The 21,508-nt window shown below is 59.6% G+C and carries 16 protein-coding genes; 7 read left to right on the top strand and 9 right to left on the bottom strand.

Going from position 1 to position 21,508, the window contains the following annotated elements:
* Nucleotides 1-40: 40 nt before the first annotated feature.
* The 3 genes from odhB (at nt 41) to sucD (ending at nt 3,489) form a co-directional block, all read left to right on the top strand.
* Entirely contained in the window at nt 41-1,228 is a 1,188-nt protein-coding gene (gene odhB, locus AB5Y98_RS07525; RefSeq protein WP_139398322.1) for a 2-oxoglutarate dehydrogenase complex dihydrolipoyllysine-residue succinyltransferase, read from the top strand.
* 222 nt (nt 1,229-1,450) lie between these two features.
* On the top strand, nt 1,451-2,617 hold the full coding sequence (gene sucC / locus AB5Y98_RS07520) for an ADP-forming succinate--CoA ligase subunit beta (protein WP_005300220.1): 1,167 nt from the start codon (nt 1,451-1,453) through the stop codon (nt 2,615-2,617).
* The gene (sucD, locus tag AB5Y98_RS07515; protein ID WP_005300222.1) at nt 2,617-3,489 is read left to right on the top strand and encodes a succinate--CoA ligase subunit alpha; all 873 of its coding nucleotides are present in this window, start codon (nt 2,617-2,619) and stop codon (nt 3,487-3,489) included. Before sucC ends, sucD begins: the two co-directional genes overlap by 1 nt.
* A gap of 119 nt (nt 3,490-3,608) precedes the next feature.
* Here the strand turns inward: sucD and AB5Y98_RS07510 are convergent, their stop codons facing one another.
* Nucleotides 3,609-5,084, bottom strand: coding sequence for a hypothetical protein (locus tag AB5Y98_RS07510; protein WP_139742082.1), 1,476 nt, complete (start codon nt 5,082-5,084; stop codon nt 3,609-3,611).
* Between the two features lie 344 nt (nt 5,085-5,428).
* Here AB5Y98_RS07510 and AB5Y98_RS07505 point away from each other — a divergent pair, with 344 nt between their 5' ends.
* Entirely contained in the window at nt 5,429-5,896 is a 468-nt protein-coding gene (locus AB5Y98_RS07505) for a YcgN family cysteine cluster protein (protein ID WP_139397851.1), read from the top strand.
* Nucleotides 5,897-6,014: 118 nt separating this feature from the next.
* On the opposite strand, the gene AB5Y98_RS07500 is transcribed toward AB5Y98_RS07505, so the two are convergent.
* From AB5Y98_RS07500 to phnR, 5 genes are all read right to left on the bottom strand, one after another.
* Nucleotides 6,015-7,421 (bottom strand): FAD-dependent oxidoreductase, encoded by a 1,407-nt coding sequence (locus AB5Y98_RS07500; protein ID WP_368231639.1) that lies wholly within the window; start codon nt 7,419-7,421, stop codon nt 6,015-6,017.
* A gap of 18 nt (nt 7,422-7,439) precedes the next feature.
* On the bottom strand, nt 7,440-9,176 hold the full coding sequence (locus AB5Y98_RS07495) for a putative 2-aminoethylphosphonate ABC transporter permease subunit (RefSeq protein WP_368231638.1): 1,737 nt from the start codon (nt 9,174-9,176) through the stop codon (nt 7,440-7,442).
* Nucleotides 9,173-10,267 (bottom strand): putative 2-aminoethylphosphonate ABC transporter ATP-binding protein, encoded by a 1,095-nt coding sequence (locus AB5Y98_RS07490; RefSeq protein ID WP_139397854.1) that lies wholly within the window; start codon nt 10,265-10,267, stop codon nt 9,173-9,175. Before AB5Y98_RS07490 ends, AB5Y98_RS07495 begins: the two co-directional genes overlap by 4 nt.
* 267 nt (nt 10,268-10,534) lie before the next feature.
* Nucleotides 10,535-11,554, bottom strand: a complete 1,020-nt coding sequence (locus AB5Y98_RS07485; protein WP_139397855.1) for a putative 2-aminoethylphosphonate ABC transporter substrate-binding protein — start codon at nt 11,552-11,554, stop codon at nt 10,535-10,537.
* A 119-nt stretch (nt 11,555-11,673) separates the two neighbouring features.
* Nucleotides 11,674-12,381, bottom strand: coding sequence for a phosphonate utilization transcriptional regulator PhnR (gene phnR, locus AB5Y98_RS07480; protein ID WP_042028876.1), 708 nt, complete (start codon nt 12,379-12,381; stop codon nt 11,674-11,676).
* Nucleotides 12,382-12,622: 241 nt separating this feature from the next.
* Here phnR and phnW point away from each other — a divergent pair, with 241 nt between their 5' ends.
* From phnW to phnX, 3 genes are read left to right on the top strand one after another with little or no spacing between them, the layout of a single operon-like run.
* Nucleotides 12,623-13,765, top strand: a complete 1,143-nt coding sequence (gene phnW, locus AB5Y98_RS07475) for a 2-aminoethylphosphonate--pyruvate transaminase (RefSeq protein ID WP_139397856.1) — start codon at nt 12,623-12,625, stop codon at nt 13,763-13,765.
* Nucleotides 13,762-15,186 carry an aspartate aminotransferase family protein gene (locus AB5Y98_RS07470; protein ID WP_368231637.1) on the top strand — a complete coding sequence of 475 codons (1,425 nt, stop codon included), beginning with the start codon at nt 13,762-13,764 and terminating at the stop codon, nt 15,184-15,186. The genes phnW and AB5Y98_RS07470 overlap by 4 nt, the downstream gene beginning before the upstream one ends.
* Nucleotides 15,179-16,018: a phosphonoacetaldehyde hydrolase gene (gene phnX, locus AB5Y98_RS07465; protein WP_042006280.1), complete on the top strand. Its 840-nt coding sequence runs from the start codon at nt 15,179-15,181 to the stop codon at nt 16,016-16,018. The genes AB5Y98_RS07470 and phnX overlap by 8 nt, the downstream gene beginning before the upstream one ends.
* A gap of 123 nt (nt 16,019-16,141) precedes the next feature.
* Here the strand turns inward: phnX and pflB are convergent, their stop codons facing one another.
* The 3 genes from pflB to ycaO form a co-directional block, all read right to left on the bottom strand.
* Entirely contained in the window at nt 16,142-18,424 is a 2,283-nt protein-coding gene (gene pflB, locus AB5Y98_RS07460) for a formate C-acetyltransferase (RefSeq protein ID WP_005300244.1), read from the bottom strand.
* A 41-nt stretch (nt 18,425-18,465) separates the two neighbouring features.
* Complete coding sequence (gene focA, locus AB5Y98_RS07455) at nt 18,466-19,314, bottom strand: formate transporter FocA (protein ID WP_005300246.1); 849 nt, start codon at nt 19,312-19,314, stop codon at nt 18,466-18,468.
* 381 nt (nt 19,315-19,695) lie between these two features.
* On the bottom strand, nt 19,696-21,456 hold the full coding sequence (ycaO, locus tag AB5Y98_RS07450) for a 30S ribosomal protein S12 methylthiotransferase accessory factor YcaO (RefSeq protein WP_368231636.1): 1,761 nt from the start codon (nt 21,454-21,456) through the stop codon (nt 19,696-19,698).
* Nucleotides 21,457-21,508 lie beyond the last annotated feature (52 nt).

The following is a 21,508-nucleotide window of genomic DNA, read 5'->3' as shown; positions in this document are numbered from 1 at the left end:
ACAAGCCCGCTGGCCAAGAAGTAAACAAGGAACTGATTAGATGACTATCGAGATCAAAGTACCGGACCTGCCGGAATCAGTGGCGGATGCCACCATCGCGACCTGGCACAAGAAGCCGGGTGATCTGGTTGCCCGTGACGAAGTGCTGGTTGACATCGAGACCGACAAGGTCGTGCTGGAAGTGCCGGCGCCGGAAGCCGGCGTGCTGGGCGACATCCTGCAAAGCGAAGGGGCCACCGTGCTCTCCCGCCAGCTGATCGCCATGCTCAAGCCTGCCCCGGTGGCTGGCGAAGAGACCAAGGAGAAGCCGGTGGAAGCGGTGACCGATGACGCCGCCGATGGCCTGAGCCCCTCCGTGCGCCGCCTGGTGGCCGAGCATGACATCGACGTTGCCAAGCTGACCGGTACCGGCAAGGGCGGTCGCGTCACCAAGGAAGACGTGGAAGCCTTCATCAAGGGTGGCGACAAGCCTGCCGCCGCGCCGGTTGCCGCTGCAGCCCCGGCTGCACCGGTCGCCCCGCTGGCCGGTCGCACTGAAAAACGTGTGCCCATGACCCGTCTGCGCAAGCGTATCGCCGAGCGTCTGCTGGAGGCCAAGAACACCACCGCCATGCTGACCACCTTCAACGAGATCAACATGGCGCCCATCATGAAGCTGCGCAAGCAGTACGGCGAGATCTTCGAGAAGAAGCACGGCATCAAGCTCGGCTTCATGTCCTTCTACGTGAAGGCGGTGGTGGAATCCCTCAAGCGCTACCCGGAAGTGAACGCGGCGCTGGACGGTGACGACATCGTCTACCACAACTACTTCGACGTCAGCATCGCCGTCTCCACCCCCCGTGGTCTGGTGACCCCGGTGCTGCGCGACTGCGACAGCATGAGCCTGGCCGACATCGAGAAGGCCATCAAAGACCTGGCCGGCAAGGGCCGTGACGGCAAGCTGACCGTGGACGAACTGACCGGCGGCAACTTCACCATCACCAACGGTGGCGTGTTTGGCTCCCTGATGTCCACCCCGATCATCAACCCGCCCCAGAGCGCCATTCTGGGCATGCACAAGATCCAGGACCGCCCCATGGCTGTCGACGGCAAGGTCGAGATCCTGCCGATGATGTACCTGGCGCTCTCCTACGATCACCGCATCATCGACGGCCGCGAGTCGGTGGGCTTCCTGGTCTCCATCAAGGAGCTGCTGGAAGATCCGACCCGTCTGCTGCTGGACGTCTAAAGAAATCGGCCGGAGTGGCAAGCCTGTGGGCTTGCCAAGCCGCGCCACAAGCTTGCCGCCGGGTCTGTCGCCCGGCGGCAAGCGGGGCCCTCGCGGCCCTGACGGAACGTCTGAGTGAAAGTGAAATTAGAAAGATAACGAGGGGCCACCCTGGCCTCTTTCACAGGGGATTGAGAAACACGAGCCCCGGACGGAAATACCTACAACACGGATAGAGCATCTATGAATCTGCATGAATATCAGGCAAAACAGCTGTTTGCCGAGTATGGCCTGCCGGTCTCCGAAGGTTATGCCTGTGCCACCCCGCAGGAAGCGGCCGAAGCAGCCGACAAGATTGGCGGCAACACCTGGGTCGTCAAGTGCCAGGTCCACGCCGGTGGCCGCGGGAAAGCGGGCGGCGTCAAGCTGGCCAAGAGCAAGGACGAGATCCGCGCCTTCGCCCAGAACTGGCTCGGCAAGAACCTGGTGACCTATCAGACTGACGCCAACGGTCAGCCGGTCACCAAGATCCTGGTGGAATCTTGCACCGACATCGCCAAGGAGCTTTACCTGGGCGCCGTGGTTGACCGTGGTTCTCGCCGCGTGGTCTTCATGGCCTCTACCGAAGGTGGCGTGGAGATCGAGAAAGTCGCCCATGAAACCCCGGAACTCATTCACAAAGCAGCCATCGATCCGCTGGTAGGCCCGCAGCCTTATCAAGCCCGCGAGCTGGCCTTCAAACTGGGTCTGGTCGGCGATCAGATCAAGCAGTTCACCAAGATCTTCATGGGCCTGGGCCAGATGTTCCTGGACTGCGACTTCGCCCTGCTGGAAATCAACCCGCTGGTCATCACCGACAAGGGCAACCTGCACTGCCTGGACGGCAAGATCAACATCGACGCCAACGCCCTGTACCGTCAGCCCAAGCTGCGCGAGATGCACGATCCGTCCCAGGATGACCCCCGTGAAGCGCACGCCGCCCAGTGGGAGCTGAACTATGTGGCGCTGGATGGCAACATCGGCTGCATGGTCAACGGCGCGGGCCTGGCCATGGGTACCATGGACATCGTCAACCTGCACGGCGGTTCACCGGCCAACTTCCTGGACGTCGGCGGCGGCGCCACCAAGGAGCGGGTGACCGAGGCGTTCAAGATCATCCTCTCCGACAGCAAGGTACAAGCCGTGCTGGTCAACATCTTCGGCGGCATCGTGCGCTGCGACATGATCGCGGAAGGCATCATCGGTGCCGTGAAGGAAGTGGGGGTGAAAGTGCCCGTGGTGGTGCGTCTGGAAGGCAACAACGCCGAACTGGGTGCCCGTAAACTGGCCGACAGCGGCCTCAATATCATCGCCGCAACGAGTCTGACTGACGCAGCTCAGCAAGTGGTAAAAGCAGCGGAGGCCAAATAATGAGCGTTCTGATCAACAAAGACACCAAGGTGATCTGCCAGGGCTTTACCGGCGGTCAGGGCACTTTCCACTCCGAACAGGCGATTGCCTACGGAACCCAGATGGTCGGCGGTGTTTCCCCGGGCAAGGGCGGCACCACCCACCTGGGCCTGCCGGTGTTCAACACCGTCCGTGACGCCGTGGAAGCCACCGGCGCCACCGCCTCCGTCATCTATGTACCGGCCCCGTTCTGCAAGGACGCCATTCTGGAAGCCATCGATGCCGGCATCAAGCTCATCGTCACCATCACCGAAGGCATCCCGACCCTGGACATGCTGGACGTCAAGGTGAAGCTGCAGGAAACCGGCGTGCGCATGATCGGCCCCAACTGCCCGGGCGTCATCACCCCGGGTGAGTGCAAGATCGGCATCATGCCCGGCCACATCCACAAGCCGGGCAAGGTGGGTATCGTCTCCCGCTCCGGCACCCTGACCTATGAAGCGGTCAAGCAGACCACGGACGAGGGCTTCGGCCAGTCCACCTGCGTCGGTATCGGTGGTGACCCCATCCCGGGTTCCAACTTCATCGACATCCTCGAGATGTTCCAGAATGACCCGCAGACCGAAGCCATCGTGATGATCGGCGAGATCGGTGGCAACGCCGAGGAAGACGCGGCGGCCTATATCAAAGCCCACGTCACCAAGCCGGTGGTCTCCTACATCGCGGGCGTCACCGCGCCGGCTGGCAAGCGCATGGGTCATGCGGGCGCCATCATCGCCGGTGGTAAAGGCACCGCGGCCGAGAAATTTGCCGCCCTGGAAGATGCTGGCGTGAAAACTGTGCGCTCCCTGGCCGATATCGGCAAGGCCCTGCGTGAAGTGACCGGCTGGTAAGTCCTTTCAGCCCGTTATCTCTGATAAAAAGCCGCCCAATGGGCGGCTTTTTTTATGGATGCCTTGTTTGGCTAGATGAACTTTATTCGCTGGATTTATAAAAGACTTCGCTATTCTATCTAAGGGGATGGCTTTTTAAATTCAAATAAACCCTTCATTTTCCCTAACGAGTCAAGTGCCCCATCAAGTGTTTGATGAACAGGTGTTTTATCGTCATGTTTTTTATCTAATGTATCAGAGGCATTTTTGGATACTGCATCAATAGCAGCCTCAAGAAGTTTGTTCATCAGCAAAGGTGTTTCTTCACCAAGTGCTTCAATTTGTGCTTTAAAATTTTGAAATGATTTTGCCAAAGCTTCTTTATGAGCATATTCTTGCTGTAAACGTAGAGCTTCACTCCTTCTTTTTGAAGAATATAGTGCTAGCCATATAACTGGGAGGATAATAGGTGCTTTATATAGAAAATTAGATGCTAACTTTGTTAATTCAGGAATGTCATGGAATTTTATGTAAGTCCAACTTGCTTCCTGAGTGATAGAAATTAATGCAGTTAAAATCAAACAAATAATAGATGCATAAAATAGTCTTGTGTTATTTATAATTGGTGAGTCAAAGCTTTCCTTCATATCATGATACGCTGATGCTAACCCTGCGCTGGTCGCACTAGGTAGTAACCCTTCAATTTCCTCGACCAAAGTTTTATATTTCAGTTGTTGTGTTTCTTTAAATTTATCTAATTCTTTCTCTCTGTTTTTTATTGCCTCTTTTAGGCCACCTTGTCGAACATTATTTTCATCTTTTTCACCAAAAACTATGCTGTAGTAAGAGTCGAATTCACTAACTTTCTTTTGGAGTCCATTAATCAATGTAGCACTTTCTTTAGCGTCAGACTCAACATTGGACAAGCCGGATTTTATCTTCTGTTCTATTGATTCATTTTCTGACTCGCCATCAAACAGATCCTCGAAAAACTCTATGATTTTATCATGTGACTGAGTTACTTCGGACTCAAGCTCTTTTATTCTGGTACTAACACTAGTTTTTGAATTATCATCAAAAAGACGTTCTTCTAACTCAATAACCTCTTGGTTTATCCTCTCTAATTCTTCAAGCTTTGATATTGCTTGTGTTTTTATTTGTATGATTACATTAAGGTTTTCCTCAGCGTTGCGAGAGAAGTTCTTAAGGGAATTATTTATTTCCTTTGTGCTTAATGAGTACGCTTTCTGGGCTGCTTGAGCGGCTTTCCCTATAACTACTTGATATGGCCTAATATAAGTAATTAAATTATCTAGATGTGCATTTGCTTGAACAATAAATTGAATATTTCTTGTGTCTTGAAAACTCGACATATTTTGTAAGCAAGGAACAGCCTGACTATAAAAATTATTCCATGTTTGATCTGGGATAAGTTCTGGATCGCATGAAAGTATGAGTTCATTAATGAAAGTTATAATTTTTTTCAATCGTGCGATTTCAGCGATATCTGTTATTACTGTTAAATCATCCGGAGCAATGCTTTCACTCAATGACAAGATATGTGACCATGTGGTCTGAAATGGATGGCTATCAAAACTTTCTTTCCAGCGACTCATTTTTACTCCATTAAAAATATATAAATAATATGTATATGACTTTTGGTGGTTATTAATTTCATTGGGATTTAAGAGGGGGGGAATGGCATCCTTGTTATTAGAGAGGTTTCTAGAGAGTTAGTTGTCAATTGGAGCATGGTAGCTGATTAGTTGAGCTATGAATACTAGTGAATACATAGAAAGGTTGGTATCCAAGCACAGCAATCCCGTCAGAGGGTATCTTTATGCCAAACATGACGAGAAAGAATTTCTACATGCCACTTTCGCTTGTCAGCAACCTTGAAAAATCGGTCCATAGCGCGTATAACCACGCGCTTGTCAGTGTATTGAGTGAGCCTATCTTCATGCAGCATAACGCGCAGCAAACAGAACCCGTGCAGAACGCCCCCTTTTGGCAGGCGAAGAGCCTGCAACAGATGACCATGACGGAGTGGGAGTCCCTGTGCGACGGCTGCGGCAAGTGCTGCCTGAACAAGCTGATCGACGAGGACACCGAGGAACTGGTGTTCACCAACGTGGCCTGCAACCTGCTCAATACCAAGACCTGCCAGTGCTCCGACTACGGCAACCGCTTTAAGAAAGAGCCGGACTGCCTGCAGATCACCCACGACAAGATTGCCGAATATGACTGGTTGCCGTCGACCTGCGCCTACCGCCTGCTGGCGGAGGGGCAGAACCTGCCAGAGTGGCATCCGCTTATCACCGGCAGCCGCAGCGCCATGCACCAGGCTGGTCAGTCGGTGCGTGGCAAGGTGGTGCACGAGGTGGATGCCGGCGACTGGATCGATCACATCATTACCTGGGCCAGCTAACGCGAGGCCCGCCTATCGGGCCAGCCGCGAGCCGTACCAACCGCGAAGGGGCAGGGGAGTCATCACTCTCCTGCCCCTTCGGCTCTTGGGCTCCTTTCGCAGCTATCTGCGAAGGCGTCTATTTGTCTGCCTTGCCCGCCGCATCCGCCAACCGGGCCAGCTGCTTGTCATACCAGGCCACCGGGCGGTTCTCATCTTCCGCCCGCTCCTTGCGCCGGATGGCGTTGCGCACCACCATGGCCCCCAGCCAGCGAAACGGCTCGGGTGGAAAATAACCCCGCGGGCCGCTCACCAGAGCGCAGTCGCGCCAGGGTTTATCCTCCTCTCGCAATTTGTCTCTCACCAAAGCCGCCAGTATTTGGCCGCCCATCCAGCTCTGCGCCACCCCGTTGCCGGAATAGCCGAGGCCATAGACCACGTTGGGCTGCGCTCGCCAGTGGCCGAAGAAGGGGAGGCCATCCACCGAGCGATCAGAGGCGCCGCACCAACTGGCGGCAATGGGCACCTCCTTGAGCGCCGGAAAGAAGTGGCACAGGGTGCGGGTGAGGGGGGCGAGATAACGGCTGGGGGCATCGAACTCGGCCAGATGGCGGTTGGCAAAGGCGAAGGTGTTGCCCCCCTTGCCGAGCATCAGCCGCCCTTGCGGGGTGGAACGGTAGTAGTGGACAAAGGTGCGGCCATCCACCACGGAGCGGCCGTGCTCAAGCTGCTGGGCGGCCAGTGCATCTGGCGCGGGGTCGGTTATCACCATGTCGGAGGAGACCAGCACGATACTGCGGCGAAACTCGCGAAAGTGCTGAACCATGGCGCTGTTGAGGGCCAGCACTACCTTGCGGGCGTGGACGATGGCCTGTGGCGTCTGCACCCGCGCCGGCTGCCCACCGTCGAGGCGCAGCATGGGGGAGCCTTCATAGACTTCGATCCCAAGTTCCCGTGCCACCCGCAGCAGGCCGCGCACCAGCAGTGCCGGTTGCACCGAGCCCGCGTGGGGGTTGCAGAGCCCCTCCAGATGGACGTGGGAGCCGCTTTGGCTCGCCAGTTCACCCTCCTCAATGGCCTGCCACTGGTTAAGGCCGGCATGCTTTAGCGCCTGCAATACCGGCTCCATCAGGCCGCGCTGGGCCTCGCTGGTGGCGGTGTAGCAGGTGCCCTCGACCCTCAGCTCCGCCTCTATGTTGTGCGCCGCGCAGAAGCGGGCGATCTCGTGCACCGCCTGCTCGGATCTTTGCACCAGCCAGGCGGCCTGCTCTTCGCCAAAAAGGCGCTTTAACGTCAGGTACTTGGCCGACCAGGTGAGCAGGCAGCCGCCGTTGCGCCCGGAGGCGCCGCTGCCGCAGCGATCTTTCTCCAGCACCAGGATGCGTAAGCCAGGCTCGGCCTGTTTGAGTGCGATGGCGCTCCAGAGCCCGGTAAAGCCGCCACCGACGATGCAGACATCGGCCTCGTGGTGGCCGACGAGGGGCGTGGGCGGCGCGGGCTGTTCGGCGGCCAGGGCCTCGGCCAGCCAGAAGGGGAGAGTGGACATGATGACTCCTCGACAAGGTTATGGGTGGCGCCAGCGCTGGGTGCGGGCCAACAGGGCGCGGCTCAGGAAAAGCTGAGCCAGCTTGACGGTGGCGGCGGCCAGCAGGATCAGGGTGGCCATGGCGGCGGCCGCGGCGGTATCGCCGGAGTCCTCCATGTTGAGCACGGCGATGGAGGCGAGCACGCTGTCGCTCGAATAGAGGAAGATCACCGCAGAGGTGGTGGTCATGGCATTGACGAACAGATAGATAAAGATCTCCAGCAGCGCCGGCAGGGAGGCGGGCAGGGTGACGCGCCAGAACGCCTTCCAGAGCGGGATTCGCAATGAGATGGCCACCAGCTCCAGCTCTTTGGGCAGTTGCTTGAGGCTGGTCAGCGCAGTCATATGACCCACGGTGTAGTAGTGGATGACGCAGGAGAGCACCATCAGCGGCAGAGTGCCATAGAGGCTGCCAAAGAGCGGATTGCCGTTGAAAAAGAAGATGTAACCCAGCCCCAGCACCATGCCGGGCACCGCCAGCGACAGCATGGCAAGCAGATGCAGCAACTGGCGTAGCCATGCAAAGTGGCGCCCCTTCTCCTGCGCCCAGGCCAGCACCATCACCAGCACTGTGCCCACAAGGGCGGTAAAAAGACCCAACTGCAAGGTATTGGTAAATGGCTGCCAGCCGTAGACGCTGTTGCTGTCAAAGGCGTAGTGATCCAGCGTCAGCCCGAGGTTATAGGGCCAGAACTGCACCAGGGAGCCATAAACCGCCATGCCCACCAGCGCCAGAAACAGCAGGGCCCAGAGCGTGCACCAGCCGAGCGCCAGCAGATCCCGCAGCCGATGGGGTTTGGGGCAATAGGGCACCGCCTTGGTACTGCTCTGCTCCTGCATCTTGCTGCGCACCCTGTGCTCCAGGGCAAAGCTCAACAGTGCCGGCAGCAGCAGGGTGACGCTGGCAACAGCGCCCAGCGAGAAGTTCTGCATCCCGATCACCTGCCGGTAGATGTCGGTGGCCAGCACGCTGTACTGGCCGCCAATCACCTTGGCCACCCCGAAGTCGCAGATGGTGAGGGTGAAGACGGCGATGGCGGCGCTGAGCAGGCCATAACGGGCGGTGGGCAGGGTGACGGTGACAAAGGTGCGCCAGCCGCTGCTGCCGAGCACCCGGGAGGCTTCATAGAGGCGGGCGTCGCTCTGACCGAGCGCCGTGATAAGGATCATCAGGGCGTGGGGAAAACACCAGAAGCCCAGACCAATGACGATGCCGATGGGGCCGTAGATGCTCTCGCCGCCGAGCAGCCCCTTGGCGATCCCCTGATTGCCAAACCAGTAGACCAGACTGATGGCGGGCAGCAGGGAGGGCATCAAGAGCGGGATAAGGCCGATGAGGCGAAACAGCCCCTTGCCCGGCATGCAGGTGCGGGTGAGGGCATAGGCGTAGCCAAAGGCGATGGTCACCACCAGCGCGGTGATCAGCACCCCGAGCCAGAGGGTGTTGCCTATGGTGCGCCCCAGATGAGGGGAGTCGAAATAGGCGCTGAAGTTGGCAAGCCCTACCCAGAGGCCGTTCTCATCCTGCAGGCTCTTTTGCAGCATGGTGAGCAGCGGCAGCAAGAGGCTCCCCACCAGCAGGGCGATGCCAAGCAGAAGCAGGATCAGCTGCAGCAGTTGATCCCGGCTCCAGCCGCGACAAAGCCGCTGCCAACGAGAGTCTTGGCGGGCTGTCGCTGGCGACAACAGGGAGGAGGTCGCAAGGGGGGCGTTCATGGGCGCTCTCCTTCAAACAGCTGCATCGCCCCAGCGGGCCAGTGCAGCGAGCAGCGCATGCCGCTGCGCCAGCCACCCTGTTCGTGGCGGGGCAGCTTGTGGGTCGGGCGCTCCACCAGAATTTGCTGCGGGCCCAGATAGGTGTCGGCGGTGCAGATGAGGCGCTGGGCGGCGCCGAGAAACTCCACCTGATCGATGATTGCTTCAACGCCATGTTGACCAAGATAAGGCTCGCTCGGCGCGCTCAGGGTGATCGCCTCGGGGCGGATCGCCACCTGCAATTTGCTGCCTGCAACGGCCCGGTTGGCGAGTTGCAGCGGCTGCTCGTTGAGGCGCACCTGGGTGGGGCTCAGCACCAGGGTGTCGAGGAAGTTCATGGTGCCGACAAAGCTTGCCACGAAACGGCTGGCAGGTTGGTGGTAGATCGCCTGCGGGGTGCCTACCTGCACGATGCGGCCACCCTCCATCACCACGATGCGATCGGCCATGGTCAGCGCCTCTTCCTGATCGTGGGTCACCATGATGGTGGTGATGCCAAGGCGCTGCTGCAGGGCGCGGATCTCGCTGCGAAGATGGGTGCGCACCAGCGCATCCAGCGCGCTGAGCGGTTCGTCCAGCAGCAGCAGGCCGGGGGAGAGGGCCAAGGCCCGGGCCAGCGCCACCCGCTGCTGCTGGCCGCCGGAGATCTGGCTCGGGTATTTGTGGGACTGGGCAGTGAGATCCACCAGCCCCAGCCAGTGATCGACCCGCTCCTTGATAAGATCCCGTGCCAGCCCCTGATTCTCGAGGCCGAAGGCGATGTTCTGGGCCACCGTCAGGTTGGGGAAGAGGGCATAGGACTGAAACACGATGCCAAAGTCGCGCTGCTGGGGCGGCAGCTGGGAGATATTGCGCCCCCCTTGCCAGATCTCGCCGCTGTCCGGCAGATCCAGCCCGGCGATGGCTCTGAGCAAGGTGGTCTTGCCGCAGCCGGAGGGGCCGAGAAAGCAGATAAACTCCCCCGGCTCAATGGTCAGAGAGATCCCCTTGAGGGCCTGAAAAATCCCAAACTGCTTGTTGAGATGTTGAATGTCCAGATAGGGCTGGGTCATGGTGCGACTCGCTACTGATTTGGTATATACCAGTTTGCGGGTGAAGTGTGACGATCAGGTGATCGGGGGATGACGGCTTGATGACAGTCAGATGACATCGGGTCGCCAGCAGCTAGCTTGGTCGCTTGTGGATGGGCGGGGTTACCAATTGAGGGTGAAACAAAGTGGGGGCGATGCCAAAAAACGAAGGCCAACCTGGGTTGGCCTTCGGCAATCTGTTTATCAGCCTGGGTGCATTGGCATTGTTCAAACCAGCCCTAAATGGGATTACTGCTTGGCTTCGGTCTTGCCGTCGAAGCTGGCGCTCCACTGGGCCAGGATGGCGTTACGCTCGCGGGCGGCCCAGCCAAAGTCGTTGTCGATCATCTGGCCCTTGATGTTGGCGGGATAGCCGGCTCTGGGCTTGGCCACCTCCGGGATGGCGACCACTGCGAATGACTTGTTGTAGAGGGCGTTGGCCTGCTCGGTGGCGGCAAAGTCGAGCAGCTGTTTGGCGGCATTCAGCTTGGGGGTGCCCTTGATGATGGCGGCGGCTTCCATGTCCCAGCCCGAGCCCTCTTTCGGGAACAGCACCTCGATGGGGGCGCCCTTGGCCTTGAGGCTGGTGGCGGGGAAGTCGAAGGAGATGCCGATCACCGTCTCGCCGCTGGCGGCCAGCTTGCAGGGGGCTGAGCCCGAGTGGGTGTAGCGGTCGATGTTCTGGTGCAGGCCGTTCATGAATTGCCAGCCCTGCTGCTCACCCATGGTTTGCAGCCAGCCGGCGACGCTCAGGTAGCCGGTGCCGGAGGAGCTGGGGTTGGGCATGATCACCTTGCCCTTGTAGACGGGCTTGGTGAGATCGGCCCAGCTGGTGGGGGCCGGGATCCCCTGTTTTTCCGCCTCTACCTTGTTGAAGCAGATGGCGCTGAAGAAGGCGTCCAGACCGATCCAGTGCGGCTCGGCCTTGCTGTCGCGAAAGCGGCTGTCGAGCTTATCCAGCCCTTTCGGCGCATAGGCATTGAGCATCTGCTGCTGATCAAGCTGCATCAGGCTGGTGGCCGCCAGTCCCCACACCACGTCCGCCTTGGGCTGGTTTTTTTCTGCCAGCAAGCGGGCGGTGACCACGCCGGTGGAGTCACGCACCCACTTGATGTTGATGTCCGGATGCTGGCGCTCGAACGCGGTCTTCAGCTCGCCGAGCTGTTCCGGTTCGAAGGCGGTATAGACGGTGAGATCGGTGGCGGCCAGTGCCGGGGCTGTCATGGCGGCCACCACGGCGGTGGCCAGCAGATGGGTTCCCTGTTTCATCCTCTTCTCCATATGAATTGGCTTGGTATAAACCAGATTGGTCGAAAGAGAGGCTAGGGGATCTTTATGACGTTCGGGTGACGGCCTCGTGACGTTTTGTCGCTCACAAGTTGTGGCAATCAATCCTGGGTATCCACCTCGATCTCCAGACTGTCGTGGCGCCAGTACTCCAGATCGAAGTCGAGCACCCGGCCGTGCTGATCAAAGTTGAGTCGCTCGAGGCGCAGGGCGGGCAGACCGGCGGTGGCCCCCAGCGCCTTGGCCACTTCGTCCGGCAGGGCGGTGGGGAAGAAGCGCACCTGCATGCGGGCGTAGTGAAGATCGTAATGGGCCTGGTAGATCTCGGTCAGACTGCCGTTGAGATCCAGCTCCAGCAGGCCGGGCACCCGCTCTGGCAGGCAATGGTTCTCGCAATAGCAGATGGCGCGCCCGTTGGCGTAGCGCAGCCGCTTGAGCAGAAACAGGCTGTCGAACGGCTTGAGCTGCAGCCGTGCCATCAGCGCCGGCGGCACCGCCTGGCGGCTCTTCTCCAGCAGTTCGGTGCGCGGCTCGCCCCCTTGCTCCCGCACTATCTGGTGAAAGTTGGAGGTGCGTCTGGGGTTGAGGCGAAAGCGCGGCGGGGTGACGAACCAGCCGCGGCGATCCTCCCGATAGATAAGGCCGTTTGCCTCCAGCTGCACCAGTGCCTCGCGAATGGTGACCCTCGTGGTGCCATAGAGCTCCCCCAGCAGCCGCTCGGAGGGGAGCTTGTCGTTGGGGGTCAGGCCCCCCGCCAGGATCTGGTTGGCGAGGGCATCCTTGATCTGCAAATATTGCGGTTTGCTCATGAAAATCCCTGGTTATGCAATGAGTTAGGCACAGGGCAGGTCATCTGCCCGGTAGTTAAACGGCGACATCAACATACGTTGGTAGATACCAGAATCGTCCCTGTTGTTCAGGCTTCCTAGATTATCGCGATCCCGGCGCCGTAAATGAATTTTTTGTTGCACGTAGCGCCACCCCTTTGACCTTGGCGGGGCAGTTACCCACAATGCGCTCATTCTGGTATATACCAAAAGGAGCGAAGTCATGACCCACATTCCTGCGGCCCCTGCCGCCGTCGATTACCTGCTGCTGACCCCGGGCCCCCTCTCGACCACCGCCACGGTGCGCGCTGCCATGCTGCAAGACAGCTGCACCTGGGATGCGGACTACAACCAGGGCGTGGTGGAGCCCATTCGCCGCGAGCTGGTGCGCCTGGCCACTGGCCCGGAATATCAAAGCGACTACAGCGCCGTGCTGCTGCAGGGGAGTGGCAGCTATGTGGTGGAGAGCGTGCTGGGCTCGGCCATCGGCGCCGACGAGTGTCTGCTGATCATCAACAACGGCGCCTACGGCGCCCGCATGGGGGAGATGGCCCGCTGTCTTGGCTTGCGCCATCATGAACTGGACTGCGGTGAGACCACCCGCCCCGAGCCCGCCGCCATCGAGGCGATGCTGGCACGTCACCCCGAGATCACCCATCTGGCCATGGTGCACTGCGAGACCACCACCGGCATGCTCAACCCGCTCGACGAGGTGGCTGCGCTCTGCCAGCGCCGCGGCATTCGTCTTATCGTCGATGCCATGAGCAGCTTTGGCGGCATTCCCATCGATATGGGGCGCCTTGGCATCGAGTTTCTCATCAGCTCCGCCAACAAGTGCATTCAGGGGGTACCGGGTTTTGGTTTCGTCATCGCCCGCCGCGCCGCACTGGCGGCCTGCGCCGGTCGCGCCCGCTCGGTCTCCCTCGACCTGCATGCCCAGTGGCAGACCATGGAGCAGCAGGGGGGCAAGTGGCGCTTTACCTCGCCCACCCATACCGTACTCGCCTTTGCCCAGGCCCTGCGCGAGCTGGATGAAGAGGGGGGCATTGAAGCCCGCCATCAGCGCTATAGCGAAAACCAGCACACGCTGGTGGCGGGGATGGCCGAGCTCGGCTTTGAACCGCTGCTGCCTGAGCAGTGGCAATCCCCCATCATCACCGCCTTCTACTCTCCGACCCATCCTGACTACCGCTTCGCCGACTTCTACCAGCGGCTCAAGGCGCAGGGCTTTGTCATCTATCCGGGCAAGGTCTCGCAGGCCGACTGTTTCCGCATCGGCAATATCGGCGACGTGACGCCGGAGCGGGTGCGGGATCTGCTCGCCGCCATGGCCAACGCCTGCTACTGGCAGGGGGACGTGCGATGACCAGCCTGCTGGCCCTGGGTCGTGATCTGCATGACGAGAAGCTGCATGGCAGCGGCCGCGCCGACAGCGAAGGGGATATCAACCTCGGCGAGGGTCGGGCGCGCTGGTGGGCGGGTCAGAGGGAAGATGTACAGGCCGGATTGGCGGAGGATAGCCGCTACTTTCTCCATCAGGCCCTCTCCACCCCCTGTCTGGATCTGATTGAGGGGGCGCAGGGGAGCTGGCTGACCAGCTTATCTGGCAAGCGCTACCTCGATTTTCATGGCAACAGCGTCCATCAGCTGGGTCACGGTCACCCCAAGGTGGTGGCCGCGGTGCAGCAGCAACTCGCCGACTTGCCGTTCGCGCCCCGCCGCTACACCCATCGGGTCGCCATCGACTGCGCCCGCACCCTGGCCGAGCTGGCCCCCGGCGATCTCAACCGGGTGCTGTTCGCCCCCGGTGGCAGCGAGGTGGTGGGGATTGCCTTGAAGCTTGCCCGCTTCATTACCGGCAACAGCAAGGTGGTGTCCCTGTGGGATGCCTTTCACGGCGCCTCCCTCGACGCCATCTCGGTCGGTGGCGAGGCCTGTTTTCGCACCGGTATGGGCCCGCTGATGGCCGGGGTGGAGCGCATCCCGCCGCCCACCCGTTATCGCGGCGTCTGGTATCGCGGGGAGGGGGATGACCTGCACTACGCCGATTATCTGGAGTACGTCATCGAGAAGGAGGGAGGAATCGGCGCCTTTATCGCCGAGCCCATCCGCAACACCGACGTGCAGGTGCCCTCAAGGGCCTACTGGCAGCGGGTGCGGGAGATCTGCGATCGCCATAATGTGCTGCTGATTGTCGACGAGATCCCCAATGCCCTGGGCCGCACCGGCCACTGGTTCAGCTTCGAGGAGTTTGGCATCGAGCCCGACATCATCTGCCTGGGCAAGGGGTTGGGGGGCGGGGTGGTGCCGTTTGCCGCGCTCATCACCCGGGATCGTTTCAATCAGGCGGCGGCCATCTCGCTCGGTCACTACACCCACGAGAAGAGCCCTATCGGCTGCGCGGCGGCGCTCGCCACCATCGCCACCATCCGTGAAGAAGGGTTGCTGGAAAAAGCGCGAGAGGATGGCCGTTTTATGGCGGTCGAGCTCGGTAAGTTAGCGAAGCGTCATTCACTCATTGGCCAGGTGCGCGGCATAGGTTTGCTCCGGGCACTCGATCTGGTGGTCGATCACCAGAGTCGCACCCGCAACAGTCAGGCCGCCGAGCGGCTGCTCTACCGCTGCCTAGAGCTCGGGCTCAGCTTCAAGGTCTCTCAGGGCAACGTCATCCAGCTCTCGCCGCCGCTCAATATCGCCCGCGCCGATCTGGTGCGGGCCATCACCATTCTCGATCGCGCCTTGGGCGAGATCGCGCTTTCACCGAAACAGGAACACCACCATGACTGACTTGCAGATTGCTGTAGACCCGACCACCGACGTGGAGGCGCTGATCCTCGACTGGGCCGGCACTGTCGTCGATTTCGGCTCCTTCGCCCCCACCTCCATCTTCGTCGAGGCCTTCGCCCGCGCCTATGACTTCCCCGTTACTCTGGATGAGGCGCGCCAGCCCATGGGGTTGGGCAAGTGGGATCATATCGCGGCGCTCGGCCGGCTGCCCTCGGTGGATGCGCGCTGGCAGGCCCGCTTTGGCCACCCCATGAGCCACGCCGAGGTGGACCACCTCTATCACACCTTTATGCCGCTGCAGATTGCCGCCGTGACCCGCTTTGCCGCCCCGATCCCCGGCGTGCTGCCGGTGCTGGATGCTCTGCGAGCACAAGGGCTGCGCATCGGCTCCTGCTCCGGTTACCCCCGTCCGGTGATGGAGGCGCTGGTGCCAGCGGCGGCCGATCACGGCTATCGGCCGGATCACTGGATCGCCACCGACGATCTCAAGGCCGGTGGTCGCCCCGGCCCCTGGATGGCGCTGGCCAACGTGATTGAGCTGGGAATAAGCGCGGTGCACCGCTGCATCAAGGTGGATGATGCGGTGCCGGGCATCAGCGAGGGGTTGAATGCCGGCATGTGGACGGTGGGCCTGTCGGTCTCCGGCAACGAGTTTGGTGCCACCTGGGAAGCGTTTTCCGCCATGAGCGAGGCGGAGATCGCCGCTAGGCGCGCACCGGCTGAGACCAAACTGCGGGCGGCGGGAGCGCATTACGTGATCGATACCCTGGCCGACATCGCTCCGGTCATCGCCGATATCAACCGCCGTCTGGCAGCAGGGGAGCGACCCTGAACAAGGCGGGGTGAGAGAAGGGGAGTGCCGGCCTTGCCTGCAGATTTTCAGGTCTATGTTTCCTGACTATCAGGCATAAAAAAACCGGCGCCTGGGCGCCGGTTTTTGTTCACCGAGACTCTATTACAGAGAGGCGGTGAAGGTACGGGTGATGACGTCTTGCTGTTGCTCTTTGGTCAAAGAGTTGAAGCGAACGGCATAACCGGATACGCGGATGGTCAACTGCGGATATTTTTCCGGGTTTTCCATGGCGTCCAGCAGCATTTCACGGTTCATCACGTTGACGTTCAGGTGCTGACCACCTTCCAGGTTGGACTCGTGGTGGAAGTAACCATCCATCAGACCGGCCAGGTTGGCTTTCTGGGCTTCCATGTCTTTACCCAGCGCGTTCGGCACGATGGAGAAGGTATAGGAGATACCATCTTTGGCGTAAGCGAACGGCAGCTTGGCGACGGAAGTCAGGGAAGCAACGGCACCCTTCTGGTCACGACCGTGCATCGGGTTGGCACCCGGGCCAAACGGCGCACCGGCGCGACGGCCATCCGGGGTGTTACCGGTCTTCTTGCCGTACACCACGTTGGAGGTGATGGTCAGCACGGACTGGGTAGCCACGGCACCACGGTAGGTGTTCAGCTTCTGAATTTTCTTCATGAAGCGCTCGACCAGGTCACAGGCGATGTCATCGACGCGAGCGTCGTTGTTACCGAACTGCGGGTACTCGCCTTCGATTTCGAAGTCGATGGCCACGCCATCTTCGTCACGAACCGGCTTGACCTTGGCGTACTTGATGGCAGACAGGGAGTCAGCCGCAACGGACAGACCGGCGATGCCGCAAGCCATGGTGCGATAGACGTCACGGTCGTGCAGCGCCATCAGAGAGGCTTCGTAGCTGTACTTGTCGTGCATGTAGTGGATGATGTTCAGCGCGGCAACGTACTGCTTGGCCAGCCAGTCCATGAAGTGATCCAGACGATCCATGACGTCGTTGTACTCGAGGTACTCGGAGGTGATCATGTCGGTCTTCGGACCCACCTGCAGCTTCATCTTCTCGTCCATACCGCCGTTGATGGCGTACAGCATGGTCTTGGCCAGGTTGGCACGAGCACCGAAGAACTGCATCTGTTTGCCGACGATCATCGGGGACACACAGCAAGCGATGGCGTAGTCATCGTTGTTGAAGTCCGGACGCATCAGGTCGTCGTTCTCGTACTGAACGGAAGAGGTCTCGATGGATACCTTGGCGCAGTACTTCTTGAAACCGACCGGCAGCTTCTCGGACCACAGGATGGTCAGGTTCGGCTCAGGGGACGGGCCCATGGTGTACAGGGTGTTCAGCATACGGAAGCTGTTCTTGGTGACCAGGGTACGGCCGTCAACGCCCATACCAGCCAGGGTCTCGGTAGCCCACATCGGGTCGCCGGAGAACAGTGAATCGTATTCCGGGGTACGCAGGAAGCGAACCATACGCAGCTTCATGACCATGTGGTCCATCAGCTCCTGGGCTTCTTGCTCGGTGATCAGGCCTTTTTGCAGGTCACGCTCGATGTAGATGTCCAGGAAGCTGGAGGTACGACCGAAGGACATGGCCGCGCCGTTCTGGGACTTGACGGCCGCCAGGTAGGCGAAGTAGGTCCACTGTACGGCTTCTTTGGCGGTCTTGGCCGGTACGGAGATGTCGCAACCATATTTGGCAGCCATCACCTTCATCTGGGCCAGGGCACGGTGCTGCTCGGAGATCTCTTCGCGCAGACGAATGGTGGCTTCCAGGTTGACACCGTTTTCCAGGTCAGCCTGCAGGGACTTGAACTGGGCCAGTTTGTCGGCCATCAGGAAGTCGATACCGTACAGGGCAACACGACGGTAGTCACCGATGATACGGCCACGGCCGTAGGCATCCGGCAGACCGGTGATGACGCCGGACTTGCGGCAGTTCAGGATGTCTTTGGTGTAGACGTCGAACACACCCTGGTTGTGAGTCTTGCGGTACTCGGTGAAGATCTTCTCGACCATGGGGTCCAGCTGACGACCGTACACTTCGCAAGAGGTCTTGACCATCTTGATACCGCCGTTGGCGATGATGGCGCGCTTGAGCGGCTTGTCGGTCTGCAGACCAACGATTTGCTCCAGGCTCTGATCGATATAGCCGGCATCGTGAGCGGTAATGGTGGAGGGCAGGTCGGTATCAAAATCGACCGGCGCGTGGGTGCGGTTCTCGATCTTGATGCCTTCCATGACCTTGTCCCACAGCTTGGTGGTAGCTTCGGTCGCGCCAGCCAGGAAGGACTCGTCACCTTCATACGGGGTGTAGTTCTTCTGGATGAAGTCACGGGTGTTGACAGAGGTCTGCCATTCACCGGCCGCGAAGCCTTCCCATGCTTTTTGGAACTGTTCGTTAAGTTCTGCCATTTTCATTACCTCTCAAGGTATTTATGTGTCTGCCGCCATCCTTAATGATGGCGACGGAAGATAAACCAGTAAGTCAGCCCAACCATGACGCCACCACCAATGATATTACCTATGGTGACAGGAATGAGGTTGTGCAGGACGAAGTTGGATACGGTCAGGTCGGCAAAGGTCGCCGGGTCCTGGCCGATGGCCTGCCAGAATTCCGGGCCTGCGACGCTGTGAATGGCGATGCCGACCGGGATCATAAACATGTTGGCGATGCTGTGCTCAAAACCGGAGGCCACGAACATGGCGACGGGGAGCAGCATGACCATCACCTTGTCGGTGGCACTGCGGGCGCCGAACGCCATCCACACGGCGAGACACACCATGAGGTTGCAGAGGATGCCAAGCGCCACGGCTTCGAAGAAGGTGTGGTGGATCTTGTGCTGGGCCACCTTGAGGGCGTTGAGGCCCCACTGACCATCTGCCGCCATGTATTCGGCCGACATGATGATGAGCCCGACGATGATGAGACCGCCGATGAGGTTGCCGAAGTAGACCAGTCCCCAGTTCTTGAACAGTTGGGCCCAGGTGATGCGATTCGCCGCCTTGGCCACCAAGGTGAGGGTGGTGGAGGTGAACAGCTCGGCGCCGAGCAGCACGCAGAGGATCAGGCCAAGAGCGAAACAGAGACCGCCGACCAGCTTGCTGAGGCCCCAGGCCACATTGCCGGCACCGGTGGTGACTGTGATGTAGAAGACGAAAGCGATGGCAATGAAGGCGCCAGCTGTGATGGCCAGGGGGATGACCTTGTATGCGGGCTTGGTGGCCTTGGCATAGGTTATATCTTCTGCCAGTGCAGCGATGGCTTCTGGCTTGAGACAATCAAAGGGAGATTCTGCTTTCAATTCTCATGTACCTGATGTTTTGCCTGTGGAAATCATAACAAAGGGCCAGATCGTCAAAATTGACTCCGATCAAGAATTGCAGATTGTGAATGTAATTTTACTACAAATATTTGAGTCCCCCGGCAGCGATTCTTTACACCAGGTTTCAGCTGAAACAGAAACGTGGTTTTTTTAATGTCATGATTTTAAACAATTTATTTTTCATCCCTGAAAAAGTGTGCCGGCAAGGCATCTTTGCTTCTCCCCAGCACTCGCTACTCCTTGTTGGCAACCCCCTAAGAGGTATTTTTTGTTTTTTATTTCATCTTTGAATAACAAATGGCCACTTGGCTGACCATAAAAGAGAAGGGGCCATCAGGGCCCCTTCGGAATGTTACCACATCAACCCCATGAATGGGCTCGTTTGGCCTTCTGCAGCTTCTCGTAGGCAGCCAGCAGTTTCTGATGCAGCGGGAACTGGCTGAGGGAGAGATCGGCGGCAGCCAATCCGTGGAAGCGCGCTTCACCGCTGGCGTGGGCCCAGGCCTGCGCCAGCGTCTCTTCGCCATACATGCGGGCAAACACGGCGCGGTACTGCTCGGGATCGCGATCCTCGTCCAGGAACAGCTCGACGCAGGCGCGCAGGGCGCGATAGAAGTTGGCGCGATCGGCCGGGAACACCGACTGGTTGAACTCCATGGTCCAGTCGATGAGATCGAGCGCCGTGTCGAGTTCGCCGGCGGCCAGCGCCAGCATGGCTTTGAGCTCGCCTACCCGCAGGGTGTGCAGGGCGGTGCCCTTGGCGGCGGCGATGCCGAGCAGCTCGCGCACCCGGGTGCGCTCGTCGTGACCCTCTTCATCCAGCTGGTCGAACAGCGCCATGTACTGCTCCGCGTCCCACTCCAGCGCCGGCAGCGCCAGTATGGTCTCCCGCAGGTGGGCACCCATGGTGTTGTTGGCCAGCAGCAGATCTTCGGCCGGATAGATGTCGGACATGCCGGGCACCAGAATGCGGCAGGCGTAGACGCCCAGGTGCTCGTAGTCGGCGATGTAGACCGGCTGTTCCAGCTCGTGGAAGATGCCGATCAGGTGGTCGAACTCCTCCTGCGAGGTGCCGCGGAAGTCCCAGTCGGCAAACTCGAAGTCCGCATCCTGCTTGAACAGGTCCCAGCTGATGAGGCCTGAGGAGTCGATGAAGTGGGTCTCCAGGTTGTGGTGATCCGCCACCTGTTCGTTGTCAAACGAGGGCGGTACGAACACATCCAGATCCTTGAGGCTGCGGCCTTGCAGCAGCTCGGTGACGGTACGCTCGAACGCCACTTCGAAGCGCGGGTGGGCACCGAAGGAGGCAAAGCAGGTGCCGTTGCTCGGGTTGAGCAGCACCACGCAGATGACCGGGTAGCGACCACCCAGGGAGGCATCGAAGCTGTAGATGGGGAAGCCTTCGGCTTCCAGCGCCTCGATGGAGGCCTTGATGCCGGGGTAACGGGCGATCACCTCGGCCGGGATCTCCGGCAGGCTCAGCGCTTCTGCGATGATCTTGTTTTTGACGTGGCGCTCGAACACCTCGGACAAGCCCTGGGTGCGGGCCTCTGTCTTGGTGTTGCCGGCGCTCATGCCGTTGGAGACATAGAGGTTGCCGATGATGTTCATCGGGATATAGACGGTCTGGTGATCGGACTGGCGCTCGAAGGGCAGGGCGACGATGCCGCGCTCCTCGTTGCCGGATTGCAGGTCCACCAGCATGTCGGCGGTCACTTCACCGTCCGGGTTGTAGAACTTGCGGGTGAAGGGGTCGAGCAGACCGGCGGGCAGCTGATCCCCCTCGATGGGGAACCACTTCTCGTTCGGGTAGTGAACGAAGTCGCCATTGGCAACCTGCTCGCCCAGATAGAAGTCGGCGAAGAAGTAGTTGGTGGAGAGACGCTCGAAATATTCGCCAAGGGCGGAAGCGAGCGCCGCCTTCTTGCTGGCACCCTTGCCGTTGGTGAAACAGAGGGAGCACTCCTTGTCCCGGATGTGCACGGACCAGACGTTGGGCACGGGGTTGAGCCAGGAGGCCTCTTCGATATCAAACCCCAGGGCTTGCAGCTTGGTCTGGAAGCGTTCGATGGAGTCTTCCAGCGCCGCGTCCTTGCCGGGAATAAAAGTGTGGTCGGTCATCACGATATCCTGATTTTTATTGGCTCATGTTTGGCCGCAGATAATAGCAGGG

This window comes from Aeromonas sp. s3, assembly GCF_040907805.1.
Classification (GTDB): domain Bacteria; phylum Pseudomonadota; class Gammaproteobacteria; order Enterobacterales; family Aeromonadaceae; genus Aeromonas; species Aeromonas dhakensis.
Note: the sequence above shows the minus strand (reverse complement) of the source record. Positions and strands in the feature narration are given on the sequence as shown.